The sequence below is a fragment of the Desulfosarcina sp. genome (assembly GCF_055467485.1).
On sequence record NZ_JBUOIV010000007.1, the window covers coordinates 35,984 to 50,188 of the forward strand.

A 14,205-nucleotide genomic window follows, 5' to 3' on the forward strand; every position below is an offset into this window, starting at 1 on the left:
GCCGGGTTGCGCGCACAACGTTTTTCAACAACCTGATAGAGACCCATGCCGCCGGCGGGTTACAGATTCGACCCGCGTGGTCGTCGAGAACCGGCAGATACATCGCAACGGCCAGCCATTTCGGCCATTTTTCGCGGTGCGGCGGTTATCGATTTACTGATTGTTTGTCGGATGTAAACCCAAGATTGAAAAACGATGGGCTCCACACGGAGAGAAGCGACCACGAATGGCCTTGCCATGTCCTCGCCGCGCTGCCTGGCACTACCCCACAAGATCCATGGTAACCCTGACGCGGTATGGATGCAACCCTGATTTGCTAGTGCCATCGACGCTCAGGCGTCAGCCAGCGTGCCGGCCAGGGCGGCCTTGGCCAGTTCGGCGACCGTTGTCAGGGTTATCTGCCGTTGCCGGTAGAGCCGGAGGGGGGCCGCATCGGAGAGCCTGGCTTCTAACAGCGGGCGCATGTCCGCGTCGCTGATGGGGCCGGCTGCCCAAATTGCCGTGCCGCGCAGGAAGGGGTCGGGGGAAGCGAAAAAAGCAGTCAGAAAAGGGGCCGCCGGTTTGGCCAGCAGCGGCCGGGCGTGGGCCAGCCGACCCACGCCCCACAGGGAGCCCCGCTGGAGCAATTCGTGTTCGAGAAAATTGCCATGCGGGTCGATATAGGAAATCAGGATGCAGGCGAACTCATCCGCCAGACCGGCGTGGCCGGCGGTGATTTCACCCATGGCTTCGGGTGAACCCCAGCCGATACCGCCGGACTCGTCGTTGAGGTTCCACATGAATCGGCGCATCACCACCCGCGCCGATTCCATGGCGGTGTCGGCCAGGTGGCCAACCACCGCACCCATGGCCGAGACGGCCCGCCAGCGGATTTTCTCTTCTCCTGAATATAGAAAAGAGAAGAGGGGATTGACTGCCTGGCGACCGGGTATCCGCCGGATGGTTTCCAGGGCGTTTTCGAAATCGTCCCGGCCAAGCAGTTTGCCGATACGGGCTTTGAGTTCACGGTTGCCCATGATTTCATCCCTAAAAGGAGATGACCTCGAATCCTGCTTCGATATAGCGGGACATGGAGGGGTGGCCGGACATGTCGTCCAGCAGGGCCAGGCCCTGATTGACCGCCTCTTCCACGGTACCCATCTTGTGGGCGCACCCCTTGCATACGCCTTCCACGATACCTTGTGACTGGGCTTGCCCCCACAGCTTGTGAAGGGGATTTTCCGGTTTGGCCAGTTCGGGCAGAAGGCCGGTGGCCGACCCCTCCACGATGATCCGTCCGTCCATGCCCTTGGCTCTCATGTCCAGCCCGTTGAGCAGGACATGGATGAAACAGACCGGGTCTCCGTTGAAAACGAAAAGGGCGACTTTTCTCATGCTTTCCTCGTTACTGCTCCTCCCAACTGATACAGTCTTCGGGGCAGTATTTGATGGCTTCGTTCACGCAGTCTTTGGGATACGCATCCGAATCGATGACTTCAATGTACCCGGCATCGTTTTCACGAAACACTTCCGGGCAAACGGCCACGCAGCCCATGCACAGGGTGCAGGTGCCGATATCGACGACGGGTATTCTCATGGGTTTATCCGGCGTTCACGGCCGCGCCGATTTTTCTGCCATATTCGATGCAGGCCTCGATACCGGTGCCATCGGGTACGTATTGAAGCCGGGGCCCCGGTTCTATCATTTTAAATTTCATGGACGCCAGTTCCGCCGCCACCAGCTTCACGGCCTCGCCGCTCCAGCCATAGGAGCCGAAGGCGCCGCCGATCCTGTTGACCGGCTTGAGCCCTTTCATGTAGACCAGTACGTCTGCCACCGTGGGAAACATCTGGTTGTTCAGGGTGGGCGAACCCACCACCACGGCGGCCGCATCCAGCACATCGGTCATGATGTCGCTGCGGTGGGAACTGCGAATATGGATGGGCTTGACTTTGACGCCGGTGTGCGAGATGCCCTCGGCGATGGCGTTGGCCATGGCTTCGGTGCTTTTCCACATGGTGTCATAGACGACCACCGCCTTCTTCTCCTGCTCCTGGCGGCTCCATCTCAGGTAGGCGTCAATGATCCGGCCGGGATTTTTGCGCCAGATTACGCCGTGGTCCGGGCAGATCATGTCGATCCGGATTCCCGACGCCACCACCTTTTCGATCAGTTTCAGAATGCGCGGCGCATAGAGCAAAAGAATGTTGGCATAATATTTTTTAGCCTGCTCCATGAGGTCCGAGCCGGCCTGGTCGTCGAACTTGTCGAACCCCGCGTAGTGCTGGCCGAACCCGTCGCTGGAAAAGAGAATGCGATCTTCTTTCAGGTAGGTAAACATGCTGTCCGGCCAGTGGATCATGCGTGTTTCCATGAACGTGAGGGTCCGTTTGCCCAGGCTCAGTTCTTCACCCTCTTCGACCGGGTGATAGTTCCAGCTGTTGGGGAAATGGCTGGCCAGGTTCTTGGCGCCCATCTTGGAACAATACAGCGGCTTGTCTTCTCCCACCCGGTGCATGATTCGCGGCAGCGCACCCGAGTGGTCCATTTCGGTGTGGTTGCTGACCACCACGTCGATCTTTTTGGGATCGATGATCCGGGAGATGTTGCCGATCAGCTGGTCGGCAAATGGTGCCTTCACCGTGTCGATGAGGGCCACCTTCTCATCGACCACCAGATAGGCGTTGTAGCTGGTCCCCCGGTCGGTGGAGTAGCCGTGAAAATCTCTGATGTTCCAGTCGATAACGCCGACATCATAGATGCCGTCTGCAATTTTAGTCGGTTGCATATGCGGATTCCTGTTGCCGTTTTCCATGCGGCAGTGTGGACAACGCCGGTCGATATCGCCAGGCGTGCCTGGTCGACCGGCGTGTTCTCATCTGGTGTGGGTTGAACAATAATCGAGATGCCCTTTTCCCGCGAGCAGAAAAAGGGCATCTCGAGCCAGCTGTAAAAAAGGAACGCTTCGCGGGGGCGGCGTAAACTATTCTTCTTTTTCGAAATCGTCTTTGCCCGCACCGCAGACCGGACATTCCCAGTCCCCGGGCACATCTTCCCACTTGGTGCCGGGAGCCACGCCATTGTCAGGGTCACCGGCTTCGGGATCGTAAACATAGCCGCAGAGTGTGCAAACATACCTGTCCATTTTTACCTCCGTAAAGTTAGGCGTTAAGTGTTAACCATGCCATCTAATGATGATGCGTTCATGTAAAAACAGGTGTCTCTTTCCTTAACATGAAGGATCTCGTGGTGTCTAATCGAAATTTGCGGAGATTATCCCAACGGTTTGAACATCTTTTTCCCGGCGCCGCAGATGGGGCATTTCCAGTCGTCGGGAAGATCGTCAAACGATGTTCCCTTGGGTATCTTGCCTTTGCGGTCTCCCTTGTCAGGGTTGTAGATATACCCGCAGGTAGCGGTCTGGCACTGGTACATTTCGTGGGGTTCGGCCATGAAAAGCTCCTTTTCTATGCGTTTTGTTCATTCAAACGTTTCCATCAGCGCGTCGAGCTGCGTCTCGATCGCCAGTCGCAACCCGTCAATGGCTGCTTCATCCGGTGACAGCAGCTCGGGAAGGGGCCACTTCACCGTTTGTTTACCTGGAAGCGGCAGGTTGTCAATACCGTTTCCGATGGCGACCGTCAGGTCGGGCGTACTGCCCTTCAGGGCCTGTTCAATGGCCTGCGGTGTGCGGTAGCCCATGTCCACACCGGCCTGCTGCATGGACCGGATCATCGCTGCGGACAATTCGGACGCCGGTCGCAGGGCGGCGTATCCGGTGCGGATACGGTCGCCGAACCGCCCCTGGGCCACGGCCGCCGCCATGGGTGCCCGACAGGCGCCTGTCGGTGAGATGAATAGCACGGTTTTGCGCCTGAGCAGGGGCAGGACGGTTTTTTGGATGGTTCCGTCAATGTCCGCGGCCAGGCTTTCCTGCCGGCGGATGGCGCCCTTGGATTCAACGCCCCGGTATGTCAGGGCATGGCTGAACTGGGCGTCGATGGCATCGAAAAAATACTTGGCCGTCAGGTGGATGCCGTCGAACAACTGGCGGCCCTCGGATGCCGCGACGCTGAACAGGACGCCCTTGCGGGTGGCCGCCAGCGGATCCTTCAATTTATAGATGTATTTTCGCGACCACAGGGTCTGGCATCGGTCGATGAGCACTTTGAGTTGGGCGGAAATGCCGTAAAAATAGACCGGTGTCGCGGCCACCACCAGGTCAGCCTGTCGAAGCAGGCCGAATAGCTCCATCGACATGGGGTCGTCGGCGATCACGCAGGTACCATGCGTTTCGCAGTACCCGCAACCCTTGCACGGCACGATGCCGGCCCGGGCCACCTGGATGGTTTTAACGGCGGCGCCCGCCTGGCCGGCCTTTTCCAGGAAGGCCGCCAGCAGGGTGTCGGTGTTGCCGCCCTTGCGGGGGCTGCCCTGAAGTCCTAAGATCAGCATGGTTGGATGTTATTTGACATGGCAGGTAGTACAGGTAACCGGGCCATGGGGCCTGCCCGTTTTTTTCTCCTCCTTGTGGCACTTGATGCACTGGAGGTTCATCACTTTCTTCGGCTTCAGCGTTCCCTTCTCCTTCATCTTCCTGATGGCCTCGGTCTCCTGGGGAAACACGCTGTGGCAAACGTTGCAGTCTTTGATTCGATCCTGGTGCTGGGCATGGGGAAAGGGCACGTTGCCCGATTGACCACCGTAGATGTCGATCCGGTCCGGCCCCCGGTTGGCGGCATGGGTGGCGGCCATGGATAGGCTGACGATCAGGGCGGTGAAAAGGGTGATTGAGATAATATGGTGGCTCATTAACACTCCGTTCGGTTGTGTGTTCGACGGTGCACGGGTTGTCAGCCTTGCGTCACAACCGGCCGGGAAGCGGCCGGGCAGTGACGCTGGCTACCGTCTGATCGATCAATACATCTCTTCATGGGCCAGGTCGTCATCGGTCACCTTGACGCTGAACAGTTTGTAGGCATAGATCTGGTAAGCCAGCACCACGGGCACGAACAGCAGCACCACGATGAGCATGATTCTCAAGGTCAGGGGGCTTGACGAGGCGTTATAGGCCGACAGGCTGTACGCGGCATCGATGCTGGAGGGAAACAGGTTGGGAAACAGCCCGATCACGCCGAAGAAGGTGCAGGACACGATGGTGGCCGCCGAAGCCAGCCATGCCTTGAAAAAGGCCTTTTGCATCAGAAAGTACTTGATCCCCACGATGGCGGCAACGGATATGGCCGGCACCAGGAAGAGGACCGGGTAGGCCAGGTAATTGTCATACAGCGGCGTGAAGATGTAGCTGGCTGCCAGGAAGACGACCGCTACGCCGGTGAGCACCGGCCACAGCTTGCCGGCCAGGCTCTCGGACCGTTGGGCCAGGTTGCCGTCGGCGCGCACGGTGAGCCACAGGGCGCCGTGGACCAGAAAGAGACACACAAACAGCACGCCACCCAGCAGGCCGTAGGGATTGAGCAGGGTCAGCAGGTTGCCCAGGTAGATGCCGTCCTGGTCGATGGGTATGCCTTTGAAGATGTTGCCAAAGGCCACACCGAACAGCAGTGCCGGCAGAAAGCTGCCGACGAATATGCAGGTGTCCCACACTTTTTTCCATGCCGGACTGTCCACTTTGTTGCGGAACTCAAAGGATACGCCGCGCAGGATCAGGGCGAAGAGAATCAGCATCAGCGCCGAGTACAGGGATGAGAACATCACCGCGTAAACCAGCGGAAAGGCGGCGAAGGTGACACCGCCGGCGGTGAGCAGCCACACCTCGTTGCCGTCCCACAACGGACCCATGGCGTGGATCATCATGTGCTTGTCGCGCTCCGACTTGCCCAGGAAGGGATACAGCGTGCCGATCCCCAGGTCGAAACCATCCGTCATGAAAAAGACCGCCCAGAGCAGGCCCCAGATAAAAAACCATACGGTTTGTAATTCCATTTATAACCCCTGTGATTTGTCTGAATTGATAAACGGTTCAGCCATTGGCCGATTCGACGTCTGCCGCAGCCGGTTTCGGGCCCTTTTTGGCGAAATCGGCGATCAGGTAAAAGCCGGCGATCCCCAGCAGGCCGTAAACCAGAATGAAGCCCACCAGGGAAGTCATGACCTGGGAAACCGCCACCGGCGAAGCGGCGTCGGCTGTTTTCAACAGGCCATAAACGATCCAGGGCTGGCGGCCCACTTCGGCCAGCACCCAGCCCATCTCGATGGCCAGGTAGGGCAGTGGGATGGCCAAAAGCATGATCCACAGGTACCAGCGGGATTCAAGCAGCCGGTTTTTCAAAAACAACCCGACGATGGTGAGCAGGGGAAAAAGGGTCCCTAGCGCCACCATTGTCCTGAACGAGACGAAAGTGGGCAGGACCGGAGGCCGCTCATCCCTGGGGATGTCCTTCAGTCCGGTTACCGCCGCATTGACGTCGTGATGCCCCAACAGACTCAGGACGCCGGGCAGGCGGCCGATTTCGATTGCATTGCGCTCGTTCTCTTCATCTGGAAAGGCGAACATGACGATGGGGGCCCGGGTCTGGGTCTCCCAGTGGGACTCCATGGCGGCCAGCTTGGCCGGCTGGGTCTGGGTCACGTGAACGGCATGCATGTCACCGGTGATGGCCACCACGATAGACGAGACCAGCCCCACCACCAGGCCGATTTTGAAGGAGCGGGTGAAAAAATCGACATGCTGTTTTTTCAGCAGGTGCCAGGCACTGATCCCCATCATGAAAAAGGCGGCCAGAAGGAATGCGGAGGGAATGGTGTGAGCGATCTCCAGCAGGCCGAACTTGTTGGTGATCACGGCCAGAAAGTCGGTCAGCTCCGCCCGGCCGTCGCGGATGGTGAATCCCACCGGGTGCTGCATCCACCCGTTGGCCAGAAGAATCCAGATGGCCGAGACATTGCCGGCGGCGGCCACCAGCCACATGACCGTGGCGTGGGCTTTTTTGGACAGTTTTTTCCATCCGAAAATCCAGATGCCGATGAAGGTGGATTCCAGGAAGAATGCCACGGAGGCTTCGATGGCCAGAAGCGACCCGAAGACGTCACCCACGTAGGCGGAGTAGCGCGACCAGTTGGTGCCGAACTGAAACTCCAGGGTGATGCCGGTGACCACCCCCAGGGCAAAGTTGATCAGAAAGAGTTTGCCCCAGAACTTGGTCATGCGCAGATAGGTCTCGTCACCGGTCCGCACATACTGGGTCTCCATGTATGCCACCAGAACAGACAGCCCCAGGGTCAGGGGGACGAACAGAAAGTGGAACATGGTGGCGGCGGCAAACTGGAGCCGGGATAACATGACAACGTCCATACCAATTCCTCCTTGAACCGATGCCGACAGCCAACCGACCAGGTCGGCTGCCCTATGCTTAATGAGTCAATTGTGGTGTTCATCCAGGCAGCCCCTAAGTCCCTGTGGCCCATGGCGAGATGATCAATGGGGCCGTGCGGCTTGAATTCATGGGGTTTCAGCGATAATGGGGCGGCCTACAGCACCCGGCGACAGGCTATGCGCCCCCGTCCAATGTGCACTGGGTAAAGTCGATGGGCTTGCCGCATTTTGCGCAGGTGTGGCTCTTGTTGAACTCGTCGGAAAAGATCTCTTTGCTCTCGCCGCATTCAGGGCACTTGCAGATGAAGGATTTCAGGGTCTTGAACGTCTGGTAGCCGGGGCAATGTTGGGGTGTGGACATAGCATCCTCCTTTTTTCAATCGGGTATAGTCCGGTGGTGGCGAACCGTTGTCATCGATGGTCAGGCAAGTTTATCGGCAATCTCCCGTCCGTAATCCTGGGCCATTTTCAGGCCGCCGCCCAGGTTGGCCGACTTGAGGCGCAAGGGAATGCTCACCATATTCATGTTGAAGATGTTCTTCATGGTATCAAAAATGCGGTCCGGCGCTTCGCCGCTCCATCCGAAGGCACCGAAGGCACCGCCCACCTTGCCTTCGAGTTCGGCCTTCTCAGCCATGAACAACAAGGTCTTCATCCCTTGAACCATCTCACCGTGGTAGGTCGGAGAGCCGAACACCACGGCATCGTACCCCTTCAGGTCTTCCTCTTTTTTAATGTCGGTCACTTTGACCACGTCCGCCTCATGGCCGGAGAAACGGATCCCTTCGGCGATGAGGTTGCCGATTTTTTCGGTTTCACCTGTGCGTGTGGCATACACGATAAGCGCTTTTGCCATTTCCTGCTCCCTTTCTCGCTATTTGATTCTTGGGTCCTTGCCTTCGTACTGGCAGTCGGGCGTGTAACAGGTGTTGTCCAGGAAGTCACATTTTTCCTTGCATGACGGACATTTCTCAGGCGGCCTGTCCGCCTGCAGTTCATATCCGCAATTTCCGCATTTCCAGCTACCCATGAGGCACCTCCTTGTGCATGTTGATCGTGTGGCCCATATTCTGCGGGCACGGATCACCTGCCGTCCCTGGCGGGCAGCCAAGACCGGCCTCCGGTTCTCGGGAGACGGTAGACAGGGGGGGCACCGTCTCCCGATTTTTTAAATAATCGCGTTTACGCTTTCCACAACCCGTGCAGGTTGCAGTATTCTCTGGCAGAAACCGATGCCGCATCGATCTTGAACACGGCTTCGGGTGTCTTGCCCGGGTCGAGAAACTGGAAGTAGGATTTGCCGTCCGCAATCAGCTCGATCCACTGAATCCAGTGCTTCTCCTCCATGGGGTGGGGGACGCCGCCCACTTTAACCTTGTAACCCCCGTCGATCTTTTCGACCACGGGCACATGCTTTTCCTTGGCTGCGTCGACGGTGTTCTCGGTCAGCTTCTTCATGGGCTGACCGCAACAGACCAACTCGCCGCCGCCGCCGACAAGCACCTGAACGATGTTGCCACAAAGATCGCACTTGTAAACCTCATATCTTTCCGCCATTTTTTCTCCTCCTCGTTTTGTTGAATGGTTGATAATAGGGGTGATACCGTTTACCAGTTCTCACCCAGAATTTCAAAATGGGCTTTGGGATGCGCGCAGGCCGGGCACATCTCGGGGGGGGCGGTGCCTTCTGCCAGATAGCCGCAATTACGGCAGCGCCAGGTGACGATTTGCTCTCTTTTGAACACTCGCCCGGTTTCGATGTTGGCTTTTAAGTCCAGGTAGCGTTTTTCGTGCTGACGTTCAGCCACGGCAATGGCTTCGAAGATGAATGCCACGTGCTCCAGGCCTTCTTCCCGTGCGACACTGGCAAAGCCGGGATACATGGTGGTCCATTCGTAGTGCTCGCCGCCGGCTCCTTCTTTCAGGTTCTCGAGCGTCGTGCCGATGACTCCAGCCGGGAAAGTCGCTGTGATTTCCAGATCCCCGCCTTTCAGAAAGTTGAAGAACCGCTTGGCGTGTTCTTTCTCCTGGTTGGCGGTCTCTTCGAAGATGTCTGCAATCTGTACAAAACCTTCTTTTTTGGCCTGCTTGGTAAAATAGGTGTAGCGGTTTCTCGCCTGAGATTCTCCGCAAAACGCTGTCAGAATGTTTTTTTCCGTCTGTGTGCCTCTAATCGATGCCAAGAATCCTCCTCCTTTGGGTGTTTAGGGGTTGATAGGTGTATGCCGACAGCCCGTCAGCAATGTTCATCCCACCAGCCTTTGGCGATGTGGTTGAGTTTCTCCGCTTCGGCCAGTTGTTTGATCTTGTATCCCGAGTCGCGAAGCATGCCGTAAAGAATGCCGCATCCGGTGTCCTCACGGTCGTCGTCTCCATCGTCGGCCAGCTTGATCATGCGTTCGGCCAGCAGAAGGACTTTTCTGAGATGGTGATCACACGGTTTCACGGATTGAAGCTCTCCGAAGGGGTTGGATGCCACCGTCCGGTCGGGCATGGCCGGCAGCATCACCGCAAAGATTATCAAGATGCGTGCCAACCTCTTGGTGATGGTTAGAATGCTGAGCAACCCAATGATAATAATTAAAAAATGGGCTTTCCTTCGCCTTGGGGGCGCCGATTGCGCCGGTCGTGCCGGCTATCTTCAGAAGCCATGCGGTGAAGGATGGTGCCGGTATTTCCTGTGCGGGGTTGACGGAATTGTCAGCCAGCGAAGGTCTCATGTTTTCGTGATACATAGTTGTCTCGCAAGACAGACAGTGTGGGACGGTTTGACCGTTCATGGGCTACTCGATGGCCTGCAATGCCTCCACGATATCTTTCAGATCGGGGCGCCGGTTGATATCGGATACGGTGATGAAGCGAATGATCCCGGCTTTGTCGATGATGAACAGCGCCCGCTCGGCGGTTCCGTCCGTGCGCAGCACACCAAACCGTTGTGCCGCCTCACCATGGGGCCAGAAGTCCGACAGCACGGGAAACCAGAGTTCGCCCATCTGCCGGGTCCAGGCATGCAGGGTGGGCAGATTGTCGACGGTGATGCCCAGCAGGATCGCGTCGTGCTGCTCGAAAACGTCCCTGACGATATTATAGCCGGGCCATTGATCCGAGCAGACCGGCGTCCAGGCAGCAGGGACAAAGGAGATTACGACATTGCGGGATCCCCGGTATTGGGCCAGGGAAATGGTTTCTCCCGTCAGGGCGGGCAGGGAAAAGGACGGGGCCGGATCGCCGACCTTGACCTTCAACACACTGTCAACCGGCTTTAGCTGGCCGGGGTCATAGATCATGGTCTGCATGGCCGTTTCCTGGGCTCCACCCGGGCCGGGGACGATTGCAGCCAACAGCATGGCGGCGGACCCTATCACGAGCATCATCCGTTTTGTATCGTTCATCGATGTCCCCATTTTTGTAATGTTATTCGCGCGCCGCCAATGCCATCAACCGCATTGATCAGCAGGTGGTGTCGAAAACCGTCACGGAAAGGCCGGGAGCCCGGTGGACGCGACGGTCAATCCAGGCTCAAAAAACCGTTCAGGCGGTTGATGAAGGTTTCCACCTTGTCCATGTGCCCGGCTCCGGTCCACAGAACCCGCCCTTTGTCGTTCGGTCCGATGTCGGCGATGATGAAAAACGGGGTGCGAACCTCACCCATGGATTTGTGGACAACAAAGTCTTCGTCAGGGAACAGGGGAAACACGATCTGGTAGTGTTTGCGAAAATGGTCGACCTCGTAGGCGGAGTTGCCGACCCCTATCCCGATCATTTTTACGCGGCCACGCAGGGTCTCCGACGCTTCGATGGCCTGATACAGGCTGTTGACGGCCGGTGCCTCCCGCTGGCAGTGGGGGCAGTACATGCTGAAAATTTCGATGATGAGCAGCCGTCCGGCGATGGTCATGGGATCGAATCTGCCGCGCTCGGTGAGTCCCAGATAGGCGATCGCGTCAGGCGATTCGGGAGCATCCAGGCGGATGTCCACCAGCAGTTCGCCGGCCGCCGGCGCCTTCTGCGCCGATGCCATAGCTGGCAGGGCTGACAACACCAGAGCGACCGCCAGTCGCAGGCAAAGGGTTCTCATCAGGTTGCCTTTCCGTCAAGGGTGTTGAAAAACGATGGCCTTCAGCCATTTGGCCCGACAGCCGACTGCCTGGTGCATCGGTCAAATAGAAATCACGCCTGCCGGCATAAAATCTGCCTTGCCCGGTATGGGTCCATGACGTTTCCCGGCACCGTGCCGGCAGGATGCGCGGGGCAGCCTTCTGGTGTCCGGCAGGATGGATAAGCGTATCAGGTGCGAACGTGGCACACTGGTGTCTCATGCAACAGCCGAAACACCGCGAACAGAGGAAGGTCAAGGGAAGCGCCAGGGATATCTATCCCGGTAGGCTTCCCCTATTAAGCATGTCCGACCGTGGTGACCGGTCACTTGGTGGCAATCAGGCGGCGGCTGAGCAGGTTGATGTGGGACATCTCTTCCTTGATGATGCCGTCCAAGCGGGACTGGCCCAAGCTTTCCGGAACCAGGTCTTTCATCCCCAGGTAAAATACAATCGAATCCTTTTCAGCCAGGATGGCGGCCTTCAGAATTGCCTGCAAGGATCCGGTGTCGATCTCCTTTTCGAAAAAGATGCGGGTGTCGGCCAATGACTTGAGGTACGATACCGCTTCGCCTGACGGGTCAAACACGGTCGATTTTTTCTCCGCTTCGGTGAGCTTATTTCTCATGGTGGAAAAGGTCTTTTCGTGGCTGTCTTCCATAACCGCCAGGTCCGAGAGAAATTTTTTGGCTTCCGGGTCCTGGATATCGGCGGCGGCCTTCCTGTAAAAGACGGCGCCGTTTCTTTCTATCTGCTCAGCCATCGCAAATACATCATCCGCGTTAAAATCGTAGCTCATGGTTGGATCTGCCTTTCTTTCCCGACCTGCAGGGGGTGTATCAAAATGGTGTTTACCGGAGCATCCTGTATCCGATAAATGCCCCTTCACCGGTGTGCTGTCAACCAAAAAAAATGAATGAAACGCCCGGCGGATCAGGCTTTTTCTTCATTCAGGCGGCACTCGTCGTCCCACTCGGGACAGGCGCTCTTGCGCTCGGCATCAAATTTGAGCATGCATTCACCGCATTCCAGTTCAATGTTCGGCGCATCTCCATAGCGCGCCTTGATCTCTTCCTTGGACAACACCTGCGCAAAGCTGCACCCGCATTGGGGGCAGGCGGATTTGACGTGGTAGCGTTTGTGACCCATAATTTGCCTCCCGATGATTTGAAGTTTGTGAAAAATGAGTTATCATAACTGCAAAAGCAATATCGATGCCATGGGTTGATGCGTGTTTTTTGCCTTGGCATGTTTATTGTTGTATGATGCAGGCAGCCTCGCGTCGCTGCCCGGGCCGGAGATCGTGGCGTCTATGGATAGAACCCAACGGCCTGTTTTGCAGAATGTCCTTGGCAGCGCCTTGACAACTGCGGACAAACAGGCAGGCGACTGATTACGCGCCGGATATCCGCGCCGGTTTAGCCCAATCCATAGGGTTGCCAACGCTTCGGTCCCATGCACCTGATCCGGACCTGTTTGACATTTATCACTACCTTCCAAGGAGGACAACATGGCCCAAACCGCATTTAAAGGATCACCCGTTCAATTGTCCGGCGATCTTCCCCGGCCGGGGACGGATGCCCCGGATTTTACCCTGACCCGCAGCGACCTGTCCGATGTGTCACTGAAGGACTATACAGGAAAAACCGTTGTTCTCAACATTTTTCCGAGCATCGATACACCGACCTGTGCCATGTCGGTGAGGAAATTTAACGCTGAAATCGGCAAGACCGACAACGCGGTGGTGCTTTGCATATCGGCCGATCTCCCCTTTGCCCACGCGCGGTTCTGCGGCGCCGAGGGGCTGGATCACGTGGTCTCTGCATCCACCTTTCGCAACCCCGGTTTCGGTGACGCCTACGGCATGCGTATTACGGGCGGCCCGCTGGCCGGTCTCATGGCGCGGGCGGTGGTGGTCATCGACGGGAAGGGCAAGGTGGTTTATACCCAACTGGTGGACGAGATCGCCAAGGAGCCGGATTACGACAAAGCCATGGCGTGCCTGTCCAGCAAGGAGGTTCTGCAGGCGTGCACGGCCAGCTTTACGGCGGAGCATTCCCGGGGTATGGATGACGATGGCCCCTGCGACGACGGGCGTGCCGGTGGGTGAGCCGGCCTCAGTCCAAACCCTTTCGGCCGATATCGGCATCGGGGAATGCTCGATCCCGGTGCCATCCGCGCCATCAATTCAGGAGGGGCCTTGCCTTCATACACGGGAATTAATCACTTGGCCATGGTTACCGGTGACATGGACCGCACCATCCGTTTCTGGCGGGATCTTTTGGGGATGAGGCTGGTGGCCGGCCTGGGCGGCAACGGCTACCGGCACTATTTTTTCGAGATTTCCGACCGGGACATGATCGCTTTTTTTGAATGGCCCGATGTGGAGAAAATACCAGAAAAGGATCACGGTGTGCCGGTGAAAGCTCCCTTTGCATTCGATCACATCGCTTTTGGGGTCGACGGAGAAGATGACCTGTGGGATTTGAAAGACCGCCTGGAGGCCGCCGGGTTTTGGGTTTCGGAGGTCATCGATCATGGATTCATTCATTCCACCTACACCTTCGATCCCAACAATATACCCATCGAGTTCAGTGCGCCGGTGGCCGGGGTGGACCTGCGTCGGCAGCCGAAGATGCTGGACCGGCATCCGGGGCGGATTGCCCTTGAAGGCCCGGAGCCCCAGCCTGGACACTGGCCGTCGGTCGAACGACCCACTCCCGACGATCAGCGGATAATTTTTCCCGGTGAAGGGACCGTGTTTGCCGGTGGGACGGATACGAAGGCTTAAT

22 protein-coding genes are annotated in these 14,205 nt (G+C 57.4%); 2 read left to right on the forward strand and 20 right to left on the reverse strand.

Annotation, left to right across the window (positions count from 1 at the left end; translation table 11 throughout):
• Positions 1-332: 332 nt before the first annotated feature.
• The 20 genes from ACZCED_RS05315 to ACZCED_RS05410 all read right to left on the reverse strand — a co-directional run bounded on the left by ACZCED_RS05315 (position 333) and on the right by ACZCED_RS05410 (position 12,562).
• A complete protein-coding gene (locus tag ACZCED_RS05315; RefSeq protein ID WP_462969524.1) occupies positions 333-1,016 on the reverse strand; it encodes a DVU0298 family protein in 684 nt (227 codons plus the stop codon).
• A 10-nt stretch (positions 1,017-1,026) separates the two neighbouring features.
• Positions 1,027-1,374 carry a cytoplasmic protein gene (locus ACZCED_RS05320; RefSeq protein WP_462969525.1) on the reverse strand — a complete coding sequence of 116 codons (348 nt, stop codon included), beginning with the start codon at positions 1,372-1,374 and terminating at the stop codon, positions 1,027-1,029.
• Positions 1,375-1,384: 10 nt separating this feature from the next.
• Complete coding sequence (locus ACZCED_RS05325) at positions 1,385-1,576, reverse strand: ferredoxin (protein WP_462969526.1); 192 nt, start codon at positions 1,574-1,576, stop codon at positions 1,385-1,387.
• Positions 1,577-1,580: 4 nt separating this feature from the next.
• Positions 1,581-2,768, reverse strand: a complete 1,188-nt coding sequence (locus ACZCED_RS05330; RefSeq protein WP_462969527.1) for an FprA family A-type flavoprotein — start codon at positions 2,766-2,768, stop codon at positions 1,581-1,583.
• Between the two features lie 195 nt (positions 2,769-2,963).
• Positions 2,964-3,125 carry a rubredoxin gene (gene rd / locus ACZCED_RS05335; RefSeq protein ID WP_462969528.1) on the reverse strand — a complete coding sequence of 54 codons (162 nt, stop codon included), beginning with the start codon at positions 3,123-3,125 and terminating at the stop codon, positions 2,964-2,966.
• 128 nt (positions 3,126-3,253) lie between these two features.
• Positions 3,254-3,433 carry a rubredoxin gene (locus ACZCED_RS05340; protein WP_462969529.1) on the reverse strand — a complete coding sequence of 60 codons (180 nt, stop codon included), beginning with the start codon at positions 3,431-3,433 and terminating at the stop codon, positions 3,254-3,256.
• A gap of 27 nt (positions 3,434-3,460) precedes the next feature.
• Positions 3,461-4,435 carry an NAD(P)H-dependent oxidoreductase gene (locus tag ACZCED_RS05345; protein WP_464860375.1) on the reverse strand — a complete coding sequence of 325 codons (975 nt, stop codon included), beginning with the start codon at positions 4,433-4,435 and terminating at the stop codon, positions 3,461-3,463.
• 9 nt (positions 4,436-4,444) lie between these two features.
• Positions 4,445-4,792, reverse strand: a complete 348-nt coding sequence (locus ACZCED_RS05350) for a cytochrome c3 family protein (protein WP_462969531.1) — start codon at positions 4,790-4,792, stop codon at positions 4,445-4,447.
• Positions 4,793-4,897: 105 nt separating this feature from the next.
• Positions 4,898-5,926 (reverse strand): cytochrome d ubiquinol oxidase subunit II, encoded by a 1,029-nt coding sequence (gene cydB / locus ACZCED_RS05355; protein ID WP_464860376.1) that lies wholly within the window; start codon positions 5,924-5,926, stop codon positions 4,898-4,900.
• A gap of 37 nt (positions 5,927-5,963) precedes the next feature.
• Positions 5,964-7,295 carry a cytochrome ubiquinol oxidase subunit I gene (locus ACZCED_RS05360; RefSeq protein WP_462967448.1) on the reverse strand — a complete coding sequence of 444 codons (1,332 nt, stop codon included), beginning with the start codon at positions 7,293-7,295 and terminating at the stop codon, positions 5,964-5,966.
• 196 nt (positions 7,296-7,491) lie between these two features.
• Positions 7,492-7,677 carry a hypothetical protein gene (locus tag ACZCED_RS05365; protein ID WP_462967447.1) on the reverse strand — a complete coding sequence of 62 codons (186 nt, stop codon included), beginning with the start codon at positions 7,675-7,677 and terminating at the stop codon, positions 7,492-7,494.
• 60 nt (positions 7,678-7,737) lie between these two features.
• The gene (locus tag ACZCED_RS05370; RefSeq protein ID WP_462967446.1) at positions 7,738-8,172 is read right to left on the reverse strand and encodes a flavodoxin domain-containing protein; all 435 of its coding nucleotides are present in this window, start codon (positions 8,170-8,172) and stop codon (positions 7,738-7,740) included.
• An 18-nt stretch (positions 8,173-8,190) separates the two neighbouring features.
• Positions 8,191-8,346 carry a rubredoxin-like domain-containing protein gene (locus ACZCED_RS05375; RefSeq protein ID WP_319259024.1) on the reverse strand — a complete coding sequence of 52 codons (156 nt, stop codon included), beginning with the start codon at positions 8,344-8,346 and terminating at the stop codon, positions 8,191-8,193.
• A 152-nt stretch (positions 8,347-8,498) separates the two neighbouring features.
• Positions 8,499-8,873, reverse strand: coding sequence for a desulfoferrodoxin (locus tag ACZCED_RS05380; RefSeq protein WP_462967445.1), 375 nt, complete (start codon positions 8,871-8,873; stop codon positions 8,499-8,501).
• Positions 8,874-8,923: 50 nt separating this feature from the next.
• Complete coding sequence (rbr, locus tag ACZCED_RS05385) at positions 8,924-9,499, reverse strand: rubrerythrin (protein WP_464860377.1); 576 nt, start codon at positions 9,497-9,499, stop codon at positions 8,924-8,926.
• A gap of 53 nt (positions 9,500-9,552) precedes the next feature.
• Positions 9,553-9,840, reverse strand: a complete 288-nt coding sequence (locus ACZCED_RS05390) for a hypothetical protein (protein ID WP_462967443.1) — start codon at positions 9,838-9,840, stop codon at positions 9,553-9,555.
• A 259-nt stretch (positions 9,841-10,099) separates the two neighbouring features.
• Complete coding sequence (locus ACZCED_RS05395; RefSeq protein WP_464860378.1) at positions 10,100-10,708, reverse strand: peroxiredoxin; 609 nt, start codon at positions 10,706-10,708, stop codon at positions 10,100-10,102.
• Positions 10,709-10,824: 116 nt separating this feature from the next.
• Complete coding sequence (locus ACZCED_RS05400; RefSeq protein ID WP_462967441.1) at positions 10,825-11,394, reverse strand: peroxiredoxin family protein; 570 nt, start codon at positions 11,392-11,394, stop codon at positions 10,825-10,827.
• A 344-nt stretch (positions 11,395-11,738) separates the two neighbouring features.
• Positions 11,739-12,212, reverse strand: coding sequence for a ferritin-like domain-containing protein (locus ACZCED_RS05405; protein WP_462967440.1), 474 nt, complete (start codon positions 12,210-12,212; stop codon positions 11,739-11,741).
• Positions 12,213-12,346: 134 nt separating this feature from the next.
• Positions 12,347-12,562, reverse strand: a complete 216-nt coding sequence (locus ACZCED_RS05410) for a hypothetical protein (RefSeq protein WP_462967439.1) — start codon at positions 12,560-12,562, stop codon at positions 12,347-12,349.
• A gap of 361 nt (positions 12,563-12,923) precedes the next feature.
• Here ACZCED_RS05410 and tpx point away from each other — a divergent pair, with 361 nt between their 5' ends.
• The gene (gene tpx, locus ACZCED_RS05415) at positions 12,924-13,523 is read left to right on the forward strand and encodes a thiol peroxidase (RefSeq protein ID WP_462967438.1); all 600 of its coding nucleotides are present in this window, start codon (positions 12,924-12,926) and stop codon (positions 13,521-13,523) included.
• Positions 13,524-13,613: 90 nt separating this feature from the next.
• Positions 13,614-14,204 (forward strand): VOC family protein, encoded by a 591-nt coding sequence (locus tag ACZCED_RS05420; protein ID WP_462967437.1) that lies wholly within the window; start codon positions 13,614-13,616, stop codon positions 14,202-14,204.
• Position 14,205 lies beyond the last annotated feature (1 nt).

Coding starts and splice junctions, on each gene's coding strand:
- ACZCED_RS05350 (WP_462969531.1), bottom strand. CDS start 4,792: ATGAGCCACCATATTATCTCAATCACCCTTTTCACCGCCCTGATCGTC.
- ACZCED_RS05400 (WP_462967441.1), bottom strand. CDS start 11,394: ATGAGAACCCTTTGCCTGCGACTGGCGGTCGCTCTGGTGTTGTCAGCC.
- ACZCED_RS05395 (WP_464860378.1), bottom strand. CDS start 10,708: ATGAACGATACAAAACGGATGATGCTCGTGATAGGGTCCGCCGCCATG.
- ACZCED_RS05330 (WP_462969527.1), bottom strand. CDS start 2,768: ATGCAACCGACTAAAATTGCAGACGGCATCTATGATGTCGGCGTTATC.
- ACZCED_RS05365 (WP_462967447.1), bottom strand. CDS start 7,677: ATGTCCACACCCCAACATTGCCCCGGCTACCAGACGTTCAAGACCCTG.
- ACZCED_RS05370 (WP_462967446.1), bottom strand. CDS start 8,172: ATGGCAAAAGCGCTTATCGTGTATGCCACACGCACAGGTGAAACCGAA.
- ACZCED_RS05315 (WP_462969524.1), bottom strand. CDS start 1,016: ATGGGCAACCGTGAACTCAAAGCCCGTATCGGCAAACTGCTTGGCCGG.
- ACZCED_RS05345 (WP_464860375.1), bottom strand. CDS start 4,435: ATGCTGATCTTAGGACTTCAGGGCAGCCCCCGCAAGGGCGGCAACACC.
- ACZCED_RS05410 (WP_462967439.1), bottom strand. CDS start 12,562: ATGGGTCACAAACGCTACCACGTCAAATCCGCCTGCCCCCAATGCGGG.
- ACZCED_RS05325 (WP_462969526.1), bottom strand. CDS start 1,576: ATGAGAATACCCGTCGTCGATATCGGCACCTGCACCCTGTGCATGGGC.
- ACZCED_RS05360 (WP_462967448.1), bottom strand. CDS start 7,295: ATGGACGTTGTCATGTTATCCCGGCTCCAGTTTGCCGCCGCCACCATG.
- ACZCED_RS05380 (WP_462967445.1), bottom strand. CDS start 8,873: ATGGCGGAAAGATATGAGGTTTACAAGTGCGATCTTTGTGGCAACATC.
- ACZCED_RS05375 (WP_319259024.1), bottom strand. CDS start 8,346: ATGGGTAGCTGGAAATGCGGAAATTGCGGATATGAACTGCAGGCGGAC.
- ACZCED_RS05405 (WP_462967440.1), bottom strand. CDS start 12,212: ATGAGCTACGATTTTAACGCGGATGATGTATTTGCGATGGCTGAGCAG.
- ACZCED_RS05340 (WP_462969529.1), bottom strand. CDS start 3,433: ATGGCCGAACCCCACGAAATGTACCAGTGCCAGACCGCTACCTGCGGG.
- rd (WP_462969528.1), bottom strand. CDS start 3,125: ATGGACAGGTATGTTTGCACACTCTGCGGCTATGTTTACGATCCCGAA.
- tpx (WP_462967438.1), top strand. CDS start 12,924: ATGGCCCAAACCGCATTTAAAGGATCACCCGTTCAATTGTCCGGCGAT.
- cydB (WP_464860376.1), bottom strand. CDS start 5,926: ATGGAATTACAAACCGTATGGTTTTTTATCTGGGGCCTGCTCTGGGCG.
- ACZCED_RS05320 (WP_462969525.1), bottom strand. CDS start 1,374: ATGAGAAAAGTCGCCCTTTTCGTTTTCAACGGAGACCCGGTCTGTTTC.